This is a genomic window from Koromonas soli (assembly GCF_059726265.1).
Genome location: NZ_AP040872.1, coordinates 2,888,141 through 2,910,863 on the forward strand (window position 1 = coordinate 2,888,141; position 22,723 = coordinate 2,910,863).

The window sequence follows — 22,723 nt, forward strand, 5'->3', positions numbered from 1 at the left end:
ATCAAAAAAGCAGCATCTTTCCACAGCTAGTACTTGCGAACGCGTTGCACGATCTAAACACGTTTGCTAATATCAAAAACGTTCCTGAGCCAATCAGTAACGCTGTACAAGTCGGTCCAACGCAACCTCACTCGTTCGGTCCGCTGCAACATTCCAGAAGGGCGCGTAGCTCAATTGGCAGAGCAACTGACTCTTAATCAGTAGGTTGAAGGTTCGATTCCTTCCGCGCTCACCACCTTTTCATCACCGCCATGTCATACTCTACTTGGAGCGAGCCTACTACTTGTGTCAGTGGCGAAGTTTGCTGATACCGGTGAGCCTTCCGCATTCGGCCAGATGCAGTGACTTGGTCGTGCGAGGCTGGGCGGCTCTCACCTGCAGTTCTGCTTCTCTTCCCTTGACGTGAGTGTGTCTTCTACCCTCCATTGAACGCTGAAAGCTCATACCTCAGCCACGCCGCAAGCAGCTGCGTACGCGCGAGGCGTTCTATACTTTAAGCTCATCTCTGGAGGAGTAACCGGCTGTTCTGTGATCGGTTCACCAGTTTCGAACACATATTCTGGGACTATTTCATGAACCTTGCTACGAATTGAGAACTCAGAACCAGATTCCACGAGTAATCTCAACTGCTGAAGCTGGAGGAGCAGTTGCGGCCAGCTCGTGATTGTTCCGCGTGCGCGCATGACTTTGGAATTTGTAGTCTCAAGACGCGCTTCATCGCCGTAGAACAATTCCTCGTAAAGTTTCTCTCCAGGACGAAGTCCGGTAAATACAATTTCAATGGTTTCGTCTGGTTTACCAGATAGCTCGATTAGGGTCTTTGCCAAATCAAGAATGCGGATCGGTTCTCCCATGTCAAGAACAAGCAGGTCTCCGTGCTCTCCGACTTCAAACGTCTGGAGCACAAGAGACACGGCTTCGGGAATCGTCATGAAATATCGGCTGATCTCCGGATGTGTGATGGTGACGCGACCTGTGGTGCGAATCTGTTCTGTAAAGATTGGCACGACGCTCCCCTGAGAACCTAGTACATTGCCAAATCGCACCGAACAGGACCGCATGAACTTGGACGGCCTAGCTGCGACGATGAGTTCTCCGAGGCGTTTAGTACAACCCATCAGGCTAGTCGGATTCACCGCTTTATCCGACGAGATCAGCAGAAACTCTTCACAGCCGCACTCGTCTGCGATCTCCAGCAGAAGGAGTAATCCGAATACGTTGTTTCGTATCGCTTCTTGCACGTTGTCTTCGACCAGCGGCACGTGCTTATACGCGGCCGCATGAAAGATGATGCGAACACCGTCTTGTTCAATGATGCTGCGCATGCGTGAGCCATCTGTAATGTCGGCAATAACGAACCGTGTCTCCACTTTCGAGGACGCAATAGACTGTTGCAGGTAGAAAAGTGGAGTTTCCGCCTGGTCCACGCAAACGAGCTTTGCGGGCAAGTAGTGTAGAAGCTGATGACACAGTTCGGCGCCGATTGAGCCAGCTGCCCCAGTTACCATAACAACCTTTCCGGCAATCGCTTTGCGTACTGAATCGAGATCGAAAGTAACTGGAGTTCTGCCGAGCAGGTCCTCGAGTCTTACCTCTCGCAGCTGATCCGGGCTTACCCTGCCATTGATCAGGTCGGCTAAACTGGGGATCCTGCGGAACGGCAAGCCGGTTTTGTGGCAGCTCGCGGAAATGCGACGCATTTGCTCGCGCGTTGCGGTTGGTATCGCAATCAAGAGTTCGTCTGGATTGCGGCGTTCCGCGATAGAGGGCAGATCGTCAACTGTGCCTTCTACACGTACTCCGTGCAACATAACGCCTGCCTTGGATGGATTGTCGTCCACTAAGGCACTCACGGTATACCCATTTCTGCGTAACTCTGAAATCAGCATTGAGGCGGCGCAACCAGCGCCGATTACAATCACCCTTTTGGGATTGAACTTGCGAGAATGGTTGGTCACTGACTGGAGCACGGTCCGCGACATCATCCGCACCCCACATAGCGTGCCTGTGGTGAGGATCAGTTCAAGGATGTAGACGGAAAGCGGAAACGACTCTTGACCCAATACCCAGCGCTCTACGATGAAAAAAGCCAATGTTCCTGTGATAGCTGCTTTCGTGACATCTACAGCATCATTGATTCCTGTATAACGCCAGTAGCCATGAAACAAACTGAATCGCGCCATGGCGCTGAATCGATACAGAATGAGAATAGGTATCGCAGAAATTAATACCGTAAGATGCGGCAGTTTGAAATCGAACCGAAGAAGCCATGCGACCGCGACAGAACAAACGATCAGCATGAGTTGCAGAAAGACGATCAGATAAGTGCGCAACTTTAGGAACACTGCCAACTCCTTACAACCGGTACGAATACAACCGTAGCCGCCGCATAGAAAAACGTGTGCCAATCAACCATTAAGAGCCATCCATTAGGGTCTGGCGAAGCCGTGAGCAACTGAAAACATCGAGTTTCGCGTGGCCTCAGAGACAACAGTTTCTACCGCCGAGCAGGTCGCTTCGATTTGCTCCTGCGACAATGTCGGGTGGACAAGGAACATCATGCTGGTCTGCCCGAGTTCACGCGCGCAGGGGAGAGGCTGCGTCGGCCGCCACTCAGCCGGAAAAGCCTTTTCCAAGTAGATTTCACTGCATGTTCCGCTGAAGCACGGAATTCCGATGGCATTAATGCCCTCGATAATACGGTCGCGAGTCCAACCTGCTCTTAAAAGCTCTGGCCTGATGAATACATAGAACTTATAAAAGGCGTGCTCGACGTACTCGGGAGGAGTGGTTACCCGTAATGCCGGGAGTGCTTGGAAGCGTTCGGCCAGAGTGCGCGAGAATCTTCGGCGCGTCGCGAGCCAGCCAGGAAGCTTACCGAGAGCAATCCTTCCAACTGCAGATTGCACCTCCGATAATCGCCAGTTCGTTCCAAAGGATTGATGCAGCCAGCGAAAGCCGGGAGCGTGATCACGGTTGTAAACTGCGTCGTAGCTCTTGCCATGATCTTTGAAGGACCATGCGGCGTTCCACACGTTTACGTCATTGGTGGTGACCATGCCGCCCTCACCAGCGGTGGTCATGATCTTGTCTTGGCAAAACGAGAACGCAGCAACGTCGCCGATGGATCCTACGGGGCGGCCTTTGTAAGTGGCGCCGTGAGCCTGCGCGCAATCCTCCACTACTTTCAGGTTTCGTTCGCGCGCTAATTGCATGATTTCATCCATCTCGCAAGGCCACCCTGCAAGATGTACGGCTATGATCGCTTTCGTGCGCGGGGTGAGCGCCTTTCGTATGCTTTCCGCGTAGATGTTCTGACTTTCTCTGCTCACATCCGCAAACACCGGACGAGCGCCCAGCATCACAGCGCAACTAGCAGACGCGATGAAAGTGCGACTGGTGGTAATCACTTCATCCCCGGCTTTGATGTCCAATGCACGCAATGCGCATTCCAGGGCTACGGTGCCATTCGCTACAGCGATGGCGTACCGGCATCTTACGTAGTCTGCGAATTCCTTCTCGAACTGACGCCCTTCCTGGCCAGTCCAATAGTTCACGTTTCCTGACTGGAGTACACGAACAGCGGCTTCAACTTCGTCCTGCGAGAAGAACGGCCAAGGCCCAAACGGCAGTGCGGTATTTTTCGTCGCGATACTCATTCCATCATCCTTTTCTCTCGCATGATTCTGCTGGAGCACTACTCCCGGCTGCACGCAGCAACCGCTCCACGCTGCTCAGCTAGGCTTCACTTCTGCACATAGAGAGGCCTCGCGGGTACTCCAATCACAGTTGCATTCGGTTCGACATTGCGCGTGACCACGGAACCAGCACCCACTGTGGCGTTATCGCCAATGCTGAGGTACTGCAAGATTTGAGATCCAGTACCGATCAACGCACCTCTTCCAATCTCAACCCCGCCGGAGACGTTTACAGATGGATTGAGCACGCTTCCCTGCCCGATCTTCGCCTCGTGCCCTAGCGTGCACAAATGTCCAACCAGGGCGAAAGCTTCGACGACGAGATTGACAGTACCGACGACTCCCGAGCAGATGATTGCGCCTTCTTCAACACAGCAGGTTTCGCGGTCAAAGTGAACCGAAGGATGCATCAGCACCGGATAGTCAAGTTCGGGGAATTCGGCCTTCAGTTGCTGCGCGACGTCTCGTCTGGCTGCGGGTGTTCCTATTCCAATTGCCAGTGCGTCCACGCTATTGCGCTTAAGCCAGTTGTAGTCACCCAGAACCGGACTGTCCCTCGGGCCTAATCGGTTCCGATCACTAACGATGTAGCCAGCGAATTCGAACCTCTCCTGGGCTCCGGGATGGGTGCCTATCTCCGACAACAGCCAGCGTATTTCGCGTGCACATCCACCCGCGCCAATGATTGCGATGCTTCTCATAATTTCCCTTCCTCATGCCTCTCGCGTAAACGAGGTGTCGCCAGGGAATTCTTCGGCGGTCACACTTCCAGGTTGCGAGATTCCCTTGCGGGTCACGACCATTCCGAGCGTCTTGCTTAAAATGAGAATGTCCAGGCAGAGATTCCAATTGTCGACGTACCACACATCCATCCTGAATTTCTCTTCCCAACTAATTGCGTTACGTCCGCACACCTGAGCCCATCCAGTGATGCCGGGTACTACCTCATGGCGGCGGGCCTGCTCCGGCGAATAACGTGTGAGGTACTGCATCAGCAACGGACGTGGCCCAACAAGGCTCATGTCGCCACGCAAAACATTCCAGAGTTGCGGTAACTCATCGATGCTGAATGACCGCAACAATCTTCCCAGCGCCGTTAGTCGCTGTGCATCGCCAAGCAGCACTCCGTCTGAGTTTCTGATCTCTCGCATGGTTCGGAACTTATAAATCGTGAACGGAATCCCATGGAGGCCCGGACGTAGCTGCCGGAAAAGAATCGGGCGGCCTAGCATCAAGCGGATCGCGAGAGCCGAAGCAGCCCACACTGGGGAGAACATTGCGAGCAGGATGGCGGCAATGGTGCGGTCCAATGTGGACTTTACCAGCTTGCGCCAGCCGCAATGCCGAGATTTCCCTAAGTCTCTGCTCACTATAGAAGTCCGTTGTAGATGTTGTCGTGATAGCTGAGAACGTTCTGAATGTCGTATCGTGATGCTGCCCTGCGACCGACTTCTCCGAGTTGAACCCGCAAATCACTATCTTCGGCAAGCCTGGTCATCGCATTCGCGAGATCATCGATGTTTCCCGCTGGGTACAACAAACCACATCCATGCCGCAAAAGATCGCGTGTCCCTCGTATGTCAGAGCCGATCACTGGCTTACCCGCAGCCATGGATTCCAGAATGCATCGCGGAAGTCCCTCGCGCAGCGACGCCAGAACAACCACGTCTGCCAGGCGCAACAGCGCAGGGATATCTTTTCGATAACCCAAGAAACGGACTCGCTTTGCGATGCCTAACTTTGTCGCTAAGGCTCGCATCGGCTCGAGTAGATTTCCAACACCGACCAAAAGGAGCGTAGCGCGTGCGCGGCACGCAGCGAATGCACGGAGGACGTCAGAGTGCCGCTTGTTCGCATTGAATTCGGCAATTTGCAGAAAGATGGTACCCGTGCCGCCGTCCAAGCACATTTCGTCTCGAAGGCTCTCATGCTGTTCCGGATTTGCGCTTTGCGCGAACTGCGGGATGTTGAGACCAATGCCAGGGACCAGATGAATTTGACTGGTAGAGACGAGATTAAGCATTCTGGCGGCTTCGAAGTCCTCGCGATTGATGGTAATGAGGAGATCTGTCCAGTTCCCGGCGAACTTTTCAAGTGCGAGGTAAGGCAAGTTTTGAATGCGAGAGCGGCCACCATGGAAATGAAAGCCGTGCGCCGTATAGACGATCTTGGGGCGCCTGCGATGATTCCGTAAAGCGGCGCGTAATACGAACCCGGCAATCGGAGTGTGAACGTGTACGATATCGTAGTCATTTTCGGCCACGATGGATCGAACTTGTTTCATTGAGGACAGTATGCCGACAATGTTCGCGGGATTGCGCGACCAATCTACATTCCACGTCTTATCAAAGGCTCCCACCCACTCTTCGCCGCCGGAAATTCCGGAGGCAAGCGCGTCCACACGCCACCCCTTGCTCCGGTAGTGTCTGCCGAAAGGCAGCAGAAACGACCAGATCGTCGTGTGAACGGTAGCGGCGATGAGAAGTCTTGGCATACAGTTTCAACTCTTTTAGTCTGTTCTGGCCTTGCCACACACGCTTGCTTAACTACTTGCCTTGCAATCCAGATCTCCAGGTCAGTGCTCTTTCGGTTTCACAACGTACCATTCGGTAAAACGCCAATCGCTTCCCTGCGAGTGCGGCCTCTTCGTACTCATGCGCCTTCTCCAGATTCTGGCGCGACATAATAGATAAGCGCTCTGCATCATCGATAATCTGCTGGATCTTCGCCGCCAGAGCCTCAGCATTGCCGACTGGGCAAAGGTATTGCCGATCCAGTAGTTCAGGAATGCCGCCAACATCGGTCGCGATGCATGGAAGGGCACGGCCCATCGCCTCGACCATCGCTCGCGGCAGGCCTTCCTGAAATGAGGGCATGACAAACAAGTCCGCACCGTCAAGCTCCTGAGTGAGTGCAGCTCTGCCCTGCACATGTCCAGCGAAGCGGATGCGGTCGCGAACATTCTTTCGAATCGCTCTCTGCTCGGTAGCAGTCCGAACGGGCCCATCCCCGACAAGAACCAGGTCAAAATCGAATCCCCGTGAACTACATATCTGCATCGCATCCACAAGGATGTCGTGCCCTTTGTATCCTGCGAATGCGGCGACGTTCACGATTGTCCTTCTTGCGGACCTTGTGTACGTTCGAGGAGCGAGAGCAAGAGAGTTTGCGGGCAACACCACGTCCGAGACACCAGTCGAAAATCCTTTACAGGGATATCGTTTTTGCAGATAAGACCGCGTGACATAGCAAACAGCGCAGGCTGCGACACACTGGCGTCGAAGAGTGTTCCTTAACAAGCGTCGGAATACAGGACGCAGCGTATGCCGCACCGCGCCCGGTTGAAATGTATCCCAAGGATCCCCGAGTACCTCTAAGGCGAAGGGATACTTGCGCTTGTGCAGTTCACGGTGCAGCACCGTGCCAATGCCACCCGGTCCGAGAAGGATGACGGCTGGGTGTTCCTTCAGAGTTTCAAGTCCGACCTTTAAAATTTTCCGCCGATTGCGCACAAACCCTGCAAAGCCTTGCCAGTTGGGCAGCGGCAGAACTCGAACTCGTGATCCCTCGATAGTGCTTGCGTGGTTGCACTCATCAACGTCTTGCACCCGGGACAGGATGGAGACGGAGTCAAATACGTTCAAATAGCGCGCTTGAAAATAGTCGTAATCGTACGCTCTGTCGGAGAAAATCCGCCCGTGAGGGCAGCGAAGAAATCTCTGATCGTAAGGAAGGAGTAGTTTCACTGCGCCACCTCAGTAAGACCGGTAACAGGATGGCTGGTATCGTCAAATGCAGCTAAAAACTTGATGCAAGCCAACCCCAGAAGGACTGTGACGGCGCAAAAGATCGATTCAAGATAAAGCGTTCGAAAGTCAATGCGGTTGACGTTGATAGCTTCCTGCAACAGTGTGGAAGAAAACAGAATGCCGGCAAGTGAGGCCCGGCGCACATATCCAAGCACCAAAAACATAAGCGACCAACCCGCCATCATGATGGGTACGCCGACAACGCCGAAGTTCTCATAAGCTTCCGCAACTGGGCTATACCCCCATCCGGGAGGAAACGGATTCCCGGGGCTCATCGCCTCGGAAAGGACATCGGACGGTGCCGTGGACTTGTTCCCCGGATAAAGAGCCTTCGGTATAAAAGTGGGCAGAGTGTTGAAATAAGATGAGCCGATCCTAAGTGAAGAATGCGTCGCTGTGGCTTGGAGAACCGCGACATACGGCCCTGCTAACTCAGTGTTTTCAGGCAAAAACCAGTTACTGACTTTTACCTTCCCGGACTGTGCAACGACCTCGCTGAAGGAGGAGTCGCGGATATACTCCACACCGATCCCGCGCACTTGGCCAATCACAACGCCCAGGATAATCAGCGCACAAAGGGTACCGAGTGTCTTCTTATTCAAGGACAGTAGGCGCGGGCGAAGTAAGCTTAAAGTTCCAGCTACCGCTAGTAGCATCTGCAACATTATGCGTCGATCACTCTGCATGGTGAGAAGGAACATCCAGACACAGACGACGCCCCACGCCAAAGCTCTCTTTCTTCGCGAAGCTTTGCTCCCAAGAAATAGCAGGGGTAAGCCTGTGACCGCAAAGGAACCGAAGGGCAAGCTAATAACATCGCGTTCCAGTTGGAACCTCTGTACCCGATCAAGCGCAAGCAGGGCGGAGAGACCACCCATCTGGTGTGCGTGGACAGAGTACATCGCAAATGCAACCAGCGAGAAAACGACACCAATCTGAAACACATGCACTCGCATCACTGCATCAACCGCAGCGTCGCGAATAACTCGCATCTCGTTTTTCCTGAAAAGCCATGCGAGGACAATCCCAAACGCTCCAAGAGCGCTAAGAGCGGAGGCATGAAGCAGTGTCTCGCTAGTGATAGTGATCGGATACGGAAAATCACTGGGCTCGAGGAATGCGTACCGCATCAGCAGAATGCCGTTATACGCGCAATATACTCCTGAAAAAAGAGCGAATGGGTGAACAGCCGAGCCGTAGCGAGCAGTACGCACCGCTACCACAACTGTGGGAACAGCAGAGAATAAGCTGGCCCCAAACAGCAGCTTGTTAGGAGCGAAAACAAGACATCCGATGAAAGTGACAAGACAGAAGGCATAACTCAGGGAACACCAAACCACATCAGAAATACGCGCCGCCGTCGGCGCGTAGGTCGCGCTGCCGATTCGGCTGGAAAGAGAGATGTGATGATGTTCCATTTATCCATTCCATCCCGAATACAGTTTGCACAGACGATCGACAGATGCTTCAATCGTGAAACTTTCAGGGAAGGACCATTCCTTTCCTGTGCGGCTTGAAGTCAATATCGAGGCGGCCCACTCTGCGGGAGAGCTGTCCAGCGGCAATGACCTCACCGCTCCGTCCACAACGGAGGCTTGGCTGGTGACCGTCTCGGAAACAACGCACGGCAGCCCCGCCGCTTGTGCCTCCAGAAGAACTAAAGGCAGCCCCTCATAGAGCGAAGGCAAGAGGAAGACATCCATTGCACCACGCATAAGTTTCGGGACATCGCTACGAAGGCCGAGAAATCTCACGTAAGAGCCAAGCCCCAGACGACGGACTTCCGTCTCTATTTCGGGCCGAAGAGGCCCATCTCCTACGAGCAACAGCACAGTGTGCGGTTTTCGAGCTACGAGTTCGGCGACAATGTCCAGCATCAGGCGGTGATTCTTCTGATGACTAAACCTGGCCACATTGCCCACGACAAAACTCTTGTCCGCGATGCCGAGAGAACGTCTGATTTCAACCGGGTCCACCTCGGAGAGAAATGGCTTCGCATCGATTCCGAGGAACGAAATCGAATATTTTGAACTCCGGTTCCATTCCTTTCCGAAAAGGTCCGAGGCGGCGAGATCACTCACTGCAACGCCATAGGTTGCGCACTTACAGATGAGTTCCGTCATCATCAACAGGTAGGCTTGACGAGCGTGGGAGCGCCCTTCTTCTACTGATCTGGTATGGCAGTGGCTATGCGCGATTCTGCATGGCACTCCCATCACACCTGCCAGCGCCAACACGTATCCGCTGAAGTGGTGTACATGACTGTGGATAACATCGTAAGGTCCATGCTCGTGCAGCACGCGGAAGAAATTGATCGCATAACGCGCTGGATCCGACGGTGATAAGCATGGCAAGATGCGCGCGCCCATCGCACGCACCTCTTGATCGTAGGAGCAAGGATCAGATGTGTGCACGAGAAAATCGAATTCATACTTAGTGCGGTCTATATGACGCATTGCCTGCACCAACCAGGTCTCGACACCTCCTTGATTGAGTCCACCTAAAACGTGGAGAATACGCACTAGCGAGCCTCCATCGAACGGAGGATGCGCCACAACACAAGAGCAAAAGCCAGCAGATTGAGAAGAGACGAGACCAGTAAGGCGTTAGCAGCTCCGAGCATGCCGAATCGTGGAATCCAAATGAAGGAGAGTATGCCGGTCGAAAGCGTGCAAACGGCGGTGATTGGCATCTGTACAGCAAAGCAACGGGCGGCGGTCACCCCGTATCCGAGAAATGAGACAATTGCCCCCACACCGGCGGTGGCGACCATTACTACGAAAACATTTAGGTAAGGCGAGTACTCCGGACGATACACCCATGTAAGCAAGGGTGAGCCGAATACAATCGCCGCCGGAATACCTACAATCAAGATCGGAGTCGCGATGCAGACCAACTTCGTCATCATCCTGATGAACTCACTTCGATCATGCAGGACAGCCAACACAGATAAGCGAGTGGTCGCGGACTGCCCAAGAGCATTCACGACCAGGTTCAGTGCTACGAGAAGATACGCAAGAGAGGCGAAAATGCCCAACTCGCTTTTTCCCATGTACCGTTCCAAAACATAGCGGGGAAGATTTACATTCAGAGACATCAATGCGAGGGTGATGCCTAGTGGGGCGCTAAGCCATGCCAGTTTATGGAGCCGCATGCCTCGGAGTGCAAAGAATGGTGCACCTGCTTTGAGTAGAGCTCGGGCACAACGCACATCGTAAACGAGCAGCATGATCGTCCAAACTGCAATCAACGCCATTAAAGCCGCAATCAAGCTCTGCGAGGTTCTAAAAACGATCCCAAACGCCGCTGCGGAAAACACTCCACGCAGAATCAAGCTTTTTGAGACCTGATCGAGGCGCTCCTGTCTTTGCAGAAATCCAGCAATGACATCGCTCATGGATTCAATGAGCTTGGAAATTCCTACGAGGATGAGAACGTATCCAGTCAACCGATCTGAGCCATATTGGAAGCTGATCAGCACGACCGCGAGAAGACCTACCAGCGAAGCCATGAGACGTAAGCCGAAATAGTCCGCGAACTCGAACTCCGCTGTCACGTCGGTGGCCTGAACTCCGCGTAACTGCAGGTTAGTAAACATGAATATTGGAGCAGCAACAGCGAGGCCGAGTGCTAATTGTCCAACCAATGCGGCGCTTCCAAGCTTGGCGAGCATCGAGAGCATGCTCCACTGACAAATCGCATAAATCACGTTGCCGGCCAAGGTCCAACTGAAGTTGCAGCGCAACGATGGCGCTGTTACAACCTCGTTGATGGCCACCGAATCAGTCACGCTTGGTCTCCGAAGCAAATCGGGGAGACAGCGATGAATACAACGTCTGGAGTAGTCGCGCGCGAGTGGGGTCGCTCATCGACTGACGCAGCAACCTCTGGGCTGCGATGATAGCAATTGCAGACACAAAACCTAATGCCGCGCAGAGCAATACAATAAGCGCTCGCTTGGGTGAAGATTTCCGGTCAGGTTCGGTGGCAGAATCCACCACCTGAATAAGTGCGGCGTCTTTGACTTCGTCCAGTCTAGCTGCCTCGAGTTGTTTTGCTAGAAGCTGATATACGTTTTCAGCGAACTTCAGATCGCGAACCCTGCGCATGTAATCGATGCCCGCATCTGGCATCTTGCCCATCGGAACTTCGAACTGAGTGTCACCGTTGGTTCGCTCCATCTTGGCAAGCTGATTACGAAGAACATTGAGTTCGCGCTGGACCATCTGAATATCGAGGTTTTTATCCGTGGCATACGCCTTGGTAGCATTTAGTTCTGCCTCCTTCACCACGATCTGAGCGCGTAACGTCGCCATTCCCTCAAGAACGGCTTTAGCCTGTCCATCCATCTGCACAAGTCCCGTCTTCTGCTGCATTTCTTTCAGCGCAAATTCGGCGTGTGACAGATCATCCTTCGCCTTTTCCAGTTGACCCTCAAAGAAGATTCGTCGTTGTGAAGCTTCGGTTACTGCAAGCACCTGCGTGAGATTTCGAAGTTCTTGAACGTAGGCATTCGCGATATGGGCAGCTCTGCTCCGGTCCTTGTCCGTTACAGAAATGGTGATCAAGCCCTCTTTTGACGACGCAATCTCGCTCCAGTCTTCAAGGTCCTTGCGAGCAGTCGTCAGATCTCTGTCACGATAGACTTTCTGAAGCTCGAATCGATTGATAAGCGAATCTTCTATGGTTCGGCTTTTCAATATTCCTATGTAAATGTCATTCGGGTTTTTTAAGCCAAGCTCTTTTGCCGCCACCGAGGGCAAAGAGTTGCCACCCGCTGCACTGGTTAATTGACTGAGAACCATTGCGGCCGATGATTGCGCCTGTTGTGGAGGGAGTATTCGGGTTGTGGCCGAGTATCGATTGGGAAGGATCGCAGCTATCACCAGGCCGAGCACGGCTGCCGCCGTGGTTATCTTCGCAATAGTTCGCTTCTTGCTTACTAACTCGAGAAGTAATTCCAGCGAAGAATAGTCCGGTTCCGTTCTCCTGTTATTCATCAGCGAAGATGAATCCAATACTAACGTCACTGTTCCCGTGTTTTTGGTATCGACAGTCATTTTGCTTACTCTTATTGTCCCAACACCTTGGCCGCCGCTGCCCCCAAAGCGAATTGGCCAAAGATCTGCGACCAATCACGTAGTCCACGCAGGAATCCGTAGCTGAAATCTTTATGCGGCACCAGGATGGCGTCGCCCGGCATTAGGCGCATCGCTTCGAGCTTTGTAGCCCAGGGACCACTATGATTTGTTTTCGCCAGTACCGAGCCATCAGCGCGGATCAAAAACATCCTGCTTGTATCTGCGTCTCGCGTCGGTCCACCGGCTTTGGCAAGGTATTGAGAAACCGTGGCGCGATCGTGGTATATGAGAGCATTCTCGTTATTCACCGCACCGAATACTTCCACGGTTCCGCCCCGGCTGGGTATGCGAATCACGTCATGATCTTCGAGCGGCAGCGGAGGAAGAGCGTCGATGGTGTGCGCCTCCGGGTTAATATCGAGAACGATCCGTCCTGTCGGGACCACTTGAGATAGCCTTTCAAGGTAGGCCTTCTGCTCGGAAATCCAGCTCTGCTCCGCTGCAATATCCTCGGCCGTCGCATTTGGGATACGCTTCGCCATTCTGGCGGAAAGCTCTGATTCCAAGCGAGTGGTCATTCGCTTCAGCTTTGCCTCCTGGTCCAAGCGTGTGGACTCCCGCCGGAGATCAGCAGCGTAGAGATAGGAGTGAGTCGTAAGACCACCGGCCAGATTAATCACATCGCGCAAGTTTTGGTCTGGGGTGACACGGTACAGTCCTGGAGCGTTTACTTCTCCTTCAACTCGAACGTAGCGGTTCTGCTTCTCCACAGATACTGGAATATCGGCCTGCGAGAAGATCGTCACTACATCGCGGGGCTTAAGAACAAGGTTCGCAGATGAGGAGGGATCGGCAATTGCCTGCCCGAGAGCGAAGGTGAGCAAATCCGTCGTAAGATCGTCTGGATTCAAGCGGGAAATCACTGCATAGTCCCAGTTGATTTCGGAAGGGTTTCTTTTGAAATCCGTGGGAGCAACTACGTCTTTCGAGGCGAAGAGGCTCTGGTCGTTTACGACTAGGGCATTCTGATTATTCCAGTAAGAGCGTGATATTAAGGCTTCCCGTGAAGGAATCAGATCGGAAATTCGCATCCCTTCATGCCACGAATATCGGCCCGGCTGGGCGGCGGCTCCACGTAAAGTAACCGCGTTCTCAAAGCGAGGGGACACCGGAAAGATCCGCACCATATCGCCGTCGCGGAGCACGCGGCCACGCCCCTCTTGCAATGTAAATTCGGCAACTTCACGCTCGCGGCGGGAGGCAATCCCTTCAATTGTGAGGCGCTGAGCTCCAGCAACACTGCTCAATCCGCCCGCAAAACGAAGTGCCTGGTCGAGCGTAGTTCCATCGCGAAGTTCGAAGATAGCGGAGTTATTTACGCTACCCCAGATCGCAATCCGAGGCCCCACTGGGGGAATGTATACAACATCTCCCTGCTGCAACTGAGCATCATTCGACTTATCGCCGAAAACTAACAGGTCGTATAGATCAAGTTGCGTCACCAACTTGCCATTGCGCTTGAGTTGAACTTCACGCATGGACCCTATGGAGGAAGGTCCACCAGAGGCGAAGAGCGCGTTAACTAATGTGCTCATGGAGCTAACGGTGTAAGTGCCCGGCTTGCGTACATTTCCCAGCAGGAAGATCTGGACTGAACGGAGCTGACCAATGGTGACGTTCAGGTCGAAATCTTTGAATTGTGCTGAAATCGAGGACTTCAGATACTTGGCTAATTGCTCATATCGAAGACCAGCCACATTCTGCGCCCCGACTTTCGGGAGATAAACCTGACCATTTCGGTCGACAACCACTTTTGCATCAAGGTCGATGGAGCCCCACGCCCTCACCAAGAGTTCGTCGCCGGGCCCGATAACGTAATCGGCCGGAACGGGCACTCGATCGACAGGCGCGAAGGTCGAAGGAACACCCTGAAATAGCTCATTACCGAAGATTGGCAGTAGCTTGCCAGCGGAGGACTCCACAAGTGCCTCAAATTCCGTCTTGGACTCGGTGGGCGGCACGCGTGGCTGTTCAATTTCAGTCCGCTTTGTAGGTTCTACCTTCGCGTCATTCTTTTCCACCAGGACGTTACTGGACTGAGCCTCTACTGAGGCCTGGCAACGACCCTCTGCACAGCGTCTGTCCTGCTTTGGCGTGATCAGTGTGCTTTGGGCTAATGCGCAGCCACAAAGACAGAGCGCTAGTAAGAATGTGTTAAATGATTTCATGAACTCTTTACAAAGCTTCGGTCCCTGTGAGGTCAAGCTAACTGCATAACGAGAGACGTCGAGCTTGAGGCATTTTGTTGGACGAAGTTAAGCGATATGTTTCCCTGAGTACATGGGGACTTCTACTTAGGACGATTGCTATTTCCACCGTGAGTACAACCAATCAAAAGCTAGCCATTCCGCCCACGTTCTAGTACGGAAACGATCTTATTGAACTAAGGCGGACGCATTTCGGCGGGGAGCCAGACATCATCTGGGTAAGCTAACGCTCGCCATGAACGTGAAAAGTCAAAAGTGAAGCGGCACACGGCAATGCCTGCCGTGTGCCGCTTCGATGGCTCTCCAAGACTTAGAAAGCTGTATAGGTGTAGTCAGTGAATGTGTACGCTCCGTTTATCAGGCTGAATAGGCGCACATACACAGTTCCACCGGTGATCGGAAGATTGGTAGCTGTTGCAGAGCTAACCCCAGGTCCTCCAAACGTATCCAGATCATTTCCGCCTGGCGTAGTTCCGATCCAGAGCCACTGCTGCGTACTGCTTCCCGGAGTCCAGGTGAACGTCGCCGTCGCTCCCGGCAACGTGGTTCCCGGAGTAGGAGAAGCAATTGCCGCAGGCGTAACTCCCGTGGAGGCAGTGTAGGTGTAATCAGTTGTAACGTAAGCTCCGTTTACCAGCGAATACAAGCGCACGTAAACGGTGCTGCCGTTTGTAGGCAGGTTAGTTGCCGTTGCTGAGCTAACTCCAGGACCGCCGAACGTATCCAGGTCGTTAGCACCCAACGTAGTACCTATCCAGAGCCACTGCTGCGTGCTGCTTCCCGCTGTCCAGGTGAACGTTGCCGTCGGACCGGGCAGAACACTCCCTGCTGCCGGCGACACGATGCTCGCGGGCGTAGGGCCCGCAGCTACGTAGGTGTAGTCGTTGAATACGTAAGCTCCGTTTACCACCGAATACAGACGGACGTAAACGGTACTGCTGTTCGTTGGCAGGTTTGTTGCGGTCCCTGAGGTAATGCCAGGGCCACCAAACGTGTCGAGATTGTTGCCACCCAATGTGGTTCCGATCCAGAGCCACTGCTGCGTGCTGCCTCCGGCAGTCCAGGTAAACGTCGCCGTTGCGCCGGGCAACACACTACCGGCGGTCGGTGAAACGATGCTGGCAGGTGTGGAGCTTGCGGCTGTGTAAGTGTAATCAGTGGATACAAACGCGCCGTTAACGAGCGAATACAAACGCACATACACAGTGTTGCCATTTGTAGGCAGGTTAGTCGGAGTAGCGGAGCTCACGCCCGGGCCACCGAAGGTGTCCAGATCGTTTGCACCAATGCTGGTTCCAATCCAGACCCATTGTTCGGTGCTGCTTCCCGCAGTCCAGGTGAACGTCGCCGTCGAACCGGGTAAAACAGTTCCGGGCGTCGGCGATACGATCGATGCCGGAACATTTGTCGGCTGGTAGGTATACGTATAGTCGCGATTTGTAGTTGAGGTTGGTGAGAACTGCACGACGAGCCGCACGTAGATGGTTGCTCCGAGTGCGGGTGTCGAGCTTAGCGTAACAGCCTGCGAACCGCCCGTTAACCAGGTGGCACCGCTGTCATACAGATCGCTTCCTCCGACGGTCGTGCCGACAAGCAGCCTGAATCCCGTGGTTCCTACTCCGCGCGTCCAGGTGAAGTTGATCGAAGTGGAACCGAGTGCCGATCCTGGCCAGGGATTCGTGATGTCTCCCGGCGCCGTTCCCGTACGCGAAGCGTTCGGGTAGACGACGATAGGACGCATCATGTCATTTTCTTCGTGACCAAGGATATGGCAGTGCCACACGTATTCCCAACCGAAGTCAGGCAGCTGACCGACTACTCCTGCCAGTTGACCGACAGCATTGTTGGTGTCATACCCAACGACTCCCAAGGGATACGTGTTTGGCGGAGCGGGCGTGCTGGTTGCTCTTGGAGTGTTGGCATCAACGTAGGTCGTGCCCGCCGCTACGTAGCTGGTGAGCGCGTTACCGGTTGCCGGGTCTACCAACCCATTACCTGTAGAGCGCGCATCGGAGTTCAGATCCGTGGAGCGTTCCGGCATGGATGGGTCAACGTACCCGCCCCTGTTCGCCACATATTTGCGGCTGGACGGAATAGAGAACGGCAGAGTGGGAAGCACCGGCTTCATCGCGACGACGATGTCTTCCAGAGGGTTCATACGCACAGTTTCTTTCCAGCCTGACTCGTTCGGGTCTGGCGGACGTATGCTTCCATCCCAACCAACGCGATTAATCACCTGTACGTTGAACAGATGGAAGTGCACGAAGTGCGTATCGACTCCGTTGTGCGTAATCTTCCAAAGTTGGCTGTCGCCGTCATTCATGATTTCGGTTGCAGGGTCCAGGAAGCCCATAGGAATCGTGGTCTGCGTGACGAAATTCGTGAATGGCAACTCAACGCCCAGGGTGGCATTCATGCGGCCATAGTTGAGTTCGAACAGCTCCTGGATCGTCTTCGGCTGCATGGGAACAGTAACGTCAGACTTTGCATCCACCGACGTAACCTTGTCTCCGTTGCCGTTCAGAAGTCCCGAACCGCCAGGAAGTGGCGTGAATGAAATCGGCGACGGGGCGTTGTAGGTCAACCCTGTGGCGCTAATCGCGGCGTATGTATCGGGCAGCGTGTTGCCGAATCCGGCTCCGTACACCGACTCTGGAACGATCGGGGCAGGTTGAGACGCAGCATATGCCAGCGGCAAGATCGATTCCAGAGATGCCAGATCGAACGCCGGGCCAGCTGAGCCCGAAATGCGGAACTGCATTACAGTGCGAGTGTTCGGACCGTAGCCAGGCATGGTGGTTGGTGCACCGCCCGTATCGGTCTGATCCGGATCACCCGTGTAATAGTCGAGTCGTGAATCGAATGCCGGGACAGGAGCCGGCGCGTCGTTGTAGAGGATAAGGTTGGTGCAGCCCGCGGGAGCCTGCGAAAAATCAACGATAATATCGGCGCGCTCAGCAGGTCCAAGCAACAGAGCATGCGTGGAGACATTGAGAACGGTGATGCTCCTGCGGCCATATTCGTAGTTGATCGGCATTGCAGGGATCACTACAGGTTTCGGAAGGAAGCCGCCTTCGTTTCCGATTTGAATCATCGGAGGTCCAGCAGTGGCAGGATCAGGAACGCCACCATCTCTTCCGTCGGTAGGCCAATCCGTCGGGAAGCCAGGTGTTGTCGTTGCCGCAACCATCTTGACTTCCGTAGGAGCGTTCGGGTCGGCGCAGAAAAGAGACAGGTTAAGGGCGCGATCGTCAGAAGCATTCAGAACGCGGAAACGATATGGTTGGGGAGCTACGGTTAGATATGGATACGCAGCGCCGTTCACGACCATAGTATCCATAAAGGCTTCGGGCGTCGCCGATGGATTCGGCAAGCTCGGAATCTGCTTCGGCTGTTCCGGTGTAGCGGTGTCCGAAACGTAGTATGGGTTCGCCTTCAAACCGGCAGGAGGATTCGTCAAAGAGCCGCCCTGAGGGTTGACGCCACTTAAGGAGGCCGGATCCACCGGAGGCCAGAACCACGGTCCCCAATCCCACCTTCCGAATGGGTTGACGCCCTGTGCTGCAGGTGCGGAATTCTGGTTCGGATTGTAGACGTGCGGATACCAGAGATCGCCGGGCAGTCCCCAATTTGCAGTATCCCAGGTCGGATCCTGCGCCGCGAGCTGGCCCTGATTCACCTGACCATCGACAGGAAAAGTTCCTAGAAGGTTGGTATAAGTTCCAGAGTTATTCGGTACAAAGGTCTTGTCCTGAATAATAAGTGGAATGCCATAGTGGTAAACACCACCAAGGTCGGGGATAACCTTCTTTGCGGAAGGATTGACACCCGTTACATTCGTGCCTGAGATCAAGTCTTCTTCGTATTGATCGGTGAGAAGATAACCCGCCGCTTCACCAGCATAGACATTCAGTCTTGTCGTGCCGGCGCTGTGGTCGTGGTAGAACATCAGACGCGAGCTCTGCTGGTTGGTGTAGAAATACGTTCCCATCCCATCGTTCGCAGTGCCCGGCACCTTTCCAAGTCCCGTTCCAATCATGTCTGGAACGTTCTGAAAAGTAGCCCCCTTGCGATACGGGCTGGCATCATTGGCCGGAGTAATCCACTGGTAAGGAGTGCCGTCACTAATCCATGGAGTCGCGCCACCATGAAGGTGCAGAACCGCGCGATTGTCCGAGTACATGCCTCCGGAGGGGCCCATTCCTGCGCCCATAAAGCTGCGGTCAATGGGAAGGAAGAACTTGTTTGTTCCTAAGAGGTTGGTGAACTTTACGCGAACTGGAACGTCCCTCTTCGCGATGATGATGGGTCCAAGGTAGTGATAATTCCCATCCGCACCGGGAGCAAGGTCCTTGTAGCCACGAACTCTAGTAGCCTTCGGCAAGTCACGATGGAACTGCCAGGTGCTATCGACAACTCCGATCTGGTAAAGGTCCGATCCAGGGAATGCGGATGTGTTCTTTGTCGCAATTGAGATATAAGACTGCGGCCCAAGGGTGCTCGCGTTAGCGGGACCCACGCCCGGCAGAGAATCAACAAACTTGCGAATGCCACCGCCGGTTACAACTCCGTTAACAACCGTGGGAAGTGGGCTGTTTGCGTAATTGCCATATAAGCCAAAATAATCCGTCTGACAACCGGGATTCGGAACCGGCTTTCCTGTTGAGTCTGTACAAGACTGCGCTGAAGCGTAAGCGGTCGAGAGCAAAAGGGCGAGTGTAACTATGAATTTCTTCATCGTTGCGCTCCCACTGTGCCAACTCGGGAGGCACGTCCAGTCGAACGACGAAGTTCTGCATAACGTGCAGCGGCTGCCCGGCGTTGCTCTTTAGTTACCCCTCTAAGCTTGTTCGGTTGGGGATTTCCGTGATTTTTTGTTATAACTGGTTCGTTACTCTGTGACTTAACAGCGTTGTCTTGCGCAAATAACGTGTTACTAATCAAGGTAACAACCAGCAGGAGAAAGAGTATTCTTGAGGATATCCGCTGGACCACGATATTCTCCTTCCGAATAGACAGAATCTAGAACACAGGTGTTTCAGGAGGGTGTGTCGACGCCTAAGTACGAGCCTCGACTAACTTCAATCTGCCGCCAGATGCGCCAGAACCGCTGTGCAACTCGAAACTTATCAGAGTTCCTCTTTTTTCGATAAAGAAAAATCTACTTAGAACGCAGGTAATCGAGTTATCACACTCTGGTTAGCCTTTGCCCAATGGGTAGAAAGATGGGTTGCGTTGGGGAGTACAGATCGTTGAGTTTACCTTTGCAATTAGTTACTTAGGCTGGAAAGAGATCGCATCTGCTAGACAGCGTGAGCGCACTGCACCCTCACCATCAAATATGAAAAGTAACTCATGCGATCCAGATAATAAAACTTACCGATCGCTGACAAACAAATGAGTACCGCCGCGATGGGAGATTGGCTCCGGACGGCAACTCCGAGTAACACGCCAACGCATCTTGTTTTCGCTCTGCCTTCCGGGCGGAGGGCAGAGCGTATATCTAGTGGCTTGGAGTTCGAGGAAGTGCGTGTTACCGGCGAAGGTTGCACTCTTATTTGCCGCGGGATGGCTTCGCTGAATTGCTTACGCTCTACTGACCCTCCTCAGTCGTGTTGCTTTGGAGCGAGTTCTATAGCTTGGCGCAGGGCTTCAAGCATACTGCGCTCATCTGCTTTGCCTGTGCCGGCGATATCGAACGCAGTGCCGTGATCGACTGACGTGCGAACGACCGGAAGTCCAACCGTGATGTTGACTCCCGCTTCGATGCCGAGAACTTTGATTGGTCCGTGTCCCTGATCGTGATACATGGCGACAACGCAATCGAAGTCTCCGCGCGAAGCGCGGTAGAAGAGCGTATCGGCGGGCAGTGGTCCTTCGACATTCCAATGGCGAGCGGTGCAGTTGCGAATGGCGGGCTCAATCTTCTCTTCTTCTTCGCCTCGGCCGAAAAGCCCATGCTCGCCGCTGTGCGGATTGATGGCGCAGACGCCGATTCGCGGATTATGGATTCCAGCTTTTACCAGCGTTTGATAAGCGCGCTCGATGGTGCGTTCTACGAGGCCGGGGTTGATCTTCGCTATCGCATCAAGCAGTCCTATGTGCGTTGTCACGTGGATGACGCGCAGCTTTGGAGCCGTGAGCAGCATGGAAACTTCTGGAGTGCCGGTGAGGTGCGCGAGCATTTCAGTGTGTCCGGGAAACTTGTGTCCGGCAGCATGCAGCGCTTCCTTATTAAGTGGAGCGGTGCAAATCGCGTCGGCCTCATGCGTCATAGCCAACCGCGCGGCGCACTCAATGAACCGAAAGGCAGCTTCTCCGGCAGCGGCCGAGAGCTTGCCAAATGGCAGATCGGCAGGAACGACCGCTATGTTAATCACGTCCACGGTGCCGGATTGGTAGATCCCTTCGGCTGGTGTTCCGACTTCATGCAGAAGGAGAGAAGTACCCACGATTTCTCCTGCACGGCGAAGCCGGTTGAGATCACCGATAACGACAGGGCGGCATCGCTCATAAAGCTCGGAGTGAGCAAGGCTCTTCATGATGATCTCGGGGCCTACTCCGGCTGGGTCTCCCATGGTGATGGCAATGATTGGAAGTGACATAAATCGATCCTAACAGCGAAGGCGCTGGAGGCTACGGCACAGGCTTTGAGCGTCGCCGAAAGCACCGGCCTTGGTGACGACAGGAATGGAGACCGCGCCTATCGTGACACCCAGGGGCATGCCCGGCTCAACCTCATCCGACAAGCGTATGCTGTGCACCCCGAGCCGCGAGAGTAGCGCGTAAACTGTGTCTCCGCCTGTGGCGACTAGCGCGCCAAAGCTGCCGGACGCACAGACAAATTCAGAAAGACGCGCGGCAAGAGTAGTGCCGCTGGAGAGATCGGGATGCTCGGCCAGTTCAAGTTCGAGCAAAACGTCTTGGCAGCTGGAGAGATGATGTGCTAGTTTTTGCGAACCCATTTGCCATTCCCGGGCAGTAGATCCAGCGAAAAGTGCCGCGGGTGAGATCACGACGTGACTCACGAGTCCTGATTCGGCAAGCGTGCGTGCCTGCTCGCGCGAGGCCCCAGCCAGCGATCCGACAACGAGGAGTATGCTCTTGCCCGCAAGGTGCGGTACGGCAACGGGTGTTGCGTCCGAGCGTTCTTCGAGTTGTGCAAGGGCAGATGCGAGTCCGGCGGAGCCGACGTAGACAACGCTGTCCGCAAGCGGAAGCGACGCTAAGGCGAGCGTGGCGAGGTCACCTTCGCTCTTGACATCGCAGATAACAGCGTCAAGCCCACGCGTGTAAGCAGCCTCAAGCTGTGCACGAACGACTTCTGCTCCCTGCGCCAGCAGAGACATGGGCAACACCTCGGAGGTTAGTCCGGCACTGGCGAAAGCTTCTGGAAGATATGCGGTGGCGTAAGTATGATCGCGCTCCCAAAGAGCAGTCTGCTCGAGCGGAATACCCTGTACATGGATGCGCCCGTCGATAGTGACACGCCCCATACCAGGAAAGGCGGGAGCAATGATAGCGAGACGACGGCGCGTGCCGGTTTGTGCTGGAGCGAACGCAAGCAGAGCGGCGAGTTCAGCGGCGGGATGTCCGCGAAGCGTGGAATCGATCTTCTTATACAGACGCAGCCCTGGGCGGAAGTGGGCAGCGAGAACCTCGACCTGCCGCGCACCTGCTTCTTTGGCAGAGAGACTGCGGGTCGAGGAGTCAACCGAGAGTACAACAGCGTTGGTGGCTTCGCAGTGCTTGTCCCAAGCGACAACCGATTCGATCCCGCGCTTTGCGAATGCGATCGCGCAATCGGCGGAGCCAGTCAGATCATCGGCAATGATGAGCCATCGTTCTCTCATCGGGATCCCGGGAGG

General features: G+C 54.2%; 14 protein-coding genes and 1 tRNA gene. 1 reads left to right on the top strand and 14 read right to left on the bottom strand.

The genetic code is table 11. The features are described from left to right. Positions 1–159 precede the first annotated feature (159 nt). A tRNA-Lys gene (locus AC6IY8_RS12690) sits at positions 160–235 on the top strand. A 205-nt stretch (positions 236–440) separates the two neighbouring features. Here the strand turns inward: AC6IY8_RS12690 and AC6IY8_RS12695 are convergent. The 14 genes from AC6IY8_RS12695 to AC6IY8_RS12760 all read right to left on the bottom strand — a co-directional run bounded on the left by AC6IY8_RS12695 (position 441) and on the right by AC6IY8_RS12760 (position 22,708). Then, positions 441–2,345, bottom strand: a complete 1,905-nt coding sequence (locus AC6IY8_RS12695; protein ID WP_497774864.1) for a polysaccharide biosynthesis protein — start codon at positions 2,343–2,345, stop codon at positions 441–443. A gap of 84 nt (positions 2,346–2,429) precedes the next feature. Then, entirely contained in the window at positions 2,430–3,659 is a 1,230-nt protein-coding gene (locus tag AC6IY8_RS12700; RefSeq protein WP_497774866.1) for a DegT/DnrJ/EryC1/StrS family aminotransferase, read from the bottom strand. 86 nt (positions 3,660–3,745) lie between these two features. Continuing rightward, complete coding sequence (locus AC6IY8_RS12705; protein ID WP_497774867.1) at positions 3,746–4,399, bottom strand: LbetaH domain-containing protein; 654 nt, start codon at positions 4,397–4,399, stop codon at positions 3,746–3,748. A gap of 12 nt (positions 4,400–4,411) precedes the next feature. Continuing rightward, entirely contained in the window at positions 4,412–5,068 is a 657-nt protein-coding gene (locus AC6IY8_RS12710) for a sugar transferase (protein ID WP_497774868.1), read from the bottom strand. Further along, on the bottom strand, positions 5,068–6,192 hold the full coding sequence (locus tag AC6IY8_RS12715) for a glycosyltransferase family 4 protein (protein WP_497774869.1): 1,125 nt from the start codon (positions 6,190–6,192) through the stop codon (positions 5,068–5,070). The genes AC6IY8_RS12710 and AC6IY8_RS12715 overlap by 1 nt, the downstream gene beginning before the upstream one ends. A 52-nt stretch (positions 6,193–6,244) precedes the next feature. After that, positions 6,245–6,811 carry a glycosyltransferase family 4 protein gene (locus AC6IY8_RS12720; protein WP_497774871.1) on the bottom strand — a complete coding sequence of 189 codons (567 nt, stop codon included), beginning with the start codon at positions 6,809–6,811 and terminating at the stop codon, positions 6,245–6,247. A gap of 629 nt (positions 6,812–7,440) precedes the next feature. Next, positions 7,441–8,925 (bottom strand): O-antigen polysaccharide polymerase Wzy, encoded by a 1,485-nt coding sequence (wzy, locus tag AC6IY8_RS12725; protein WP_497774872.1) that lies wholly within the window; start codon positions 8,923–8,925, stop codon positions 7,441–7,443. Next, positions 8,926–10,062 (bottom strand): glycosyltransferase family 1 protein, encoded by a 1,137-nt coding sequence (locus AC6IY8_RS12730; protein WP_497774874.1) that lies wholly within the window; start codon positions 10,060–10,062, stop codon positions 8,926–8,928. After that, positions 10,029–11,297 carry a lipopolysaccharide biosynthesis protein gene (locus AC6IY8_RS12735; protein WP_497774875.1) on the bottom strand — a complete coding sequence of 423 codons (1,269 nt, stop codon included), beginning with the start codon at positions 11,295–11,297 and terminating at the stop codon, positions 10,029–10,031. The genes AC6IY8_RS12730 and AC6IY8_RS12735 overlap by 34 nt, the downstream gene beginning before the upstream one ends. Further along, the gene (locus AC6IY8_RS12740; protein ID WP_497774876.1) at positions 11,290–12,567 is read right to left on the bottom strand and encodes a GumC family protein; all 1,278 of its coding nucleotides are present in this window, start codon (positions 12,565–12,567) and stop codon (positions 11,290–11,292) included. The genes AC6IY8_RS12735 and AC6IY8_RS12740 overlap by 8 nt, the downstream gene beginning before the upstream one ends. Before the next feature lie 11 nt (positions 12,568–12,578). Continuing rightward, positions 12,579–14,669 carry an SLBB domain-containing protein gene (locus tag AC6IY8_RS12745; RefSeq protein ID WP_497774877.1) on the bottom strand — a complete coding sequence of 697 codons (2,091 nt, stop codon included), beginning with the start codon at positions 14,667–14,669 and terminating at the stop codon, positions 12,579–12,581. 496 nt (positions 14,670–15,165) lie between these two features. After that, entirely contained in the window at positions 15,166–19,593 is a 4,428-nt protein-coding gene (locus tag AC6IY8_RS12750; protein WP_497774878.1) for a hypothetical protein, read from the bottom strand. 868 nt (positions 19,594–20,461) lie between these two features. Next, on the bottom strand, positions 20,462–21,460 hold the full coding sequence (gene pdxA, locus AC6IY8_RS12755) for a 4-hydroxythreonine-4-phosphate dehydrogenase PdxA (protein ID WP_497774879.1): 999 nt from the start codon (positions 21,458–21,460) through the stop codon (positions 20,462–20,464). Positions 21,461–21,469: 9 nt separating this feature from the next. Then, complete coding sequence (locus tag AC6IY8_RS12760; RefSeq protein WP_497774880.1) at positions 21,470–22,708, bottom strand: four-carbon acid sugar kinase family protein; 1,239 nt, start codon at positions 22,706–22,708, stop codon at positions 21,470–21,472. Between the last annotated feature and the right edge of the window lie 15 nt (positions 22,709–22,723).

What these genes read in the sequence shown, in the direction of transcription:
- AC6IY8_RS12750 (WP_497774878.1), bottom strand. Translation starts at nt 19,593, where the DNA reads ATGAAGAAATTCATAGTTACACTCGCCCTTTTGCTCTCGACCGCTTAC.
- AC6IY8_RS12705 (WP_497774867.1), bottom strand. Translation starts at nt 4,399, where the DNA reads ATGAGAAGCATCGCAATCATTGGCGCGGGTGGATGTGCACGCGAAATA.
- wzy (WP_497774872.1), bottom strand. Translation starts at nt 8,925, where the DNA reads ATGGAACATCATCACATCTCTCTTTCCAGCCGAATCGGCAGCGCGACC.
- AC6IY8_RS12760 (WP_497774880.1), bottom strand. Translation starts at nt 22,708, where the DNA reads ATGAGAGAACGATGGCTCATCATTGCCGATGATCTGACTGGCTCCGCC.
- AC6IY8_RS12700 (WP_497774866.1), bottom strand. Translation starts at nt 3,659, where the DNA reads ATGAGTATCGCGACGAAAAATACCGCACTGCCGTTTGGGCCTTGGCCG.
- AC6IY8_RS12715 (WP_497774869.1), bottom strand. Translation starts at nt 6,192, where the DNA reads ATGCCAAGACTTCTCATCGCCGCTACCGTTCACACGACGATCTGGTCG.
- pdxA (WP_497774879.1), bottom strand. Translation starts at nt 21,460, where the DNA reads ATGTCACTTCCAATCATTGCCATCACCATGGGAGACCCAGCCGGAGTA.
- AC6IY8_RS12740 (WP_497774876.1), bottom strand. Translation starts at nt 12,567, where the DNA reads ATGACTGTCGATACCAAAAACACGGGAACAGTGACGTTAGTATTGGAT.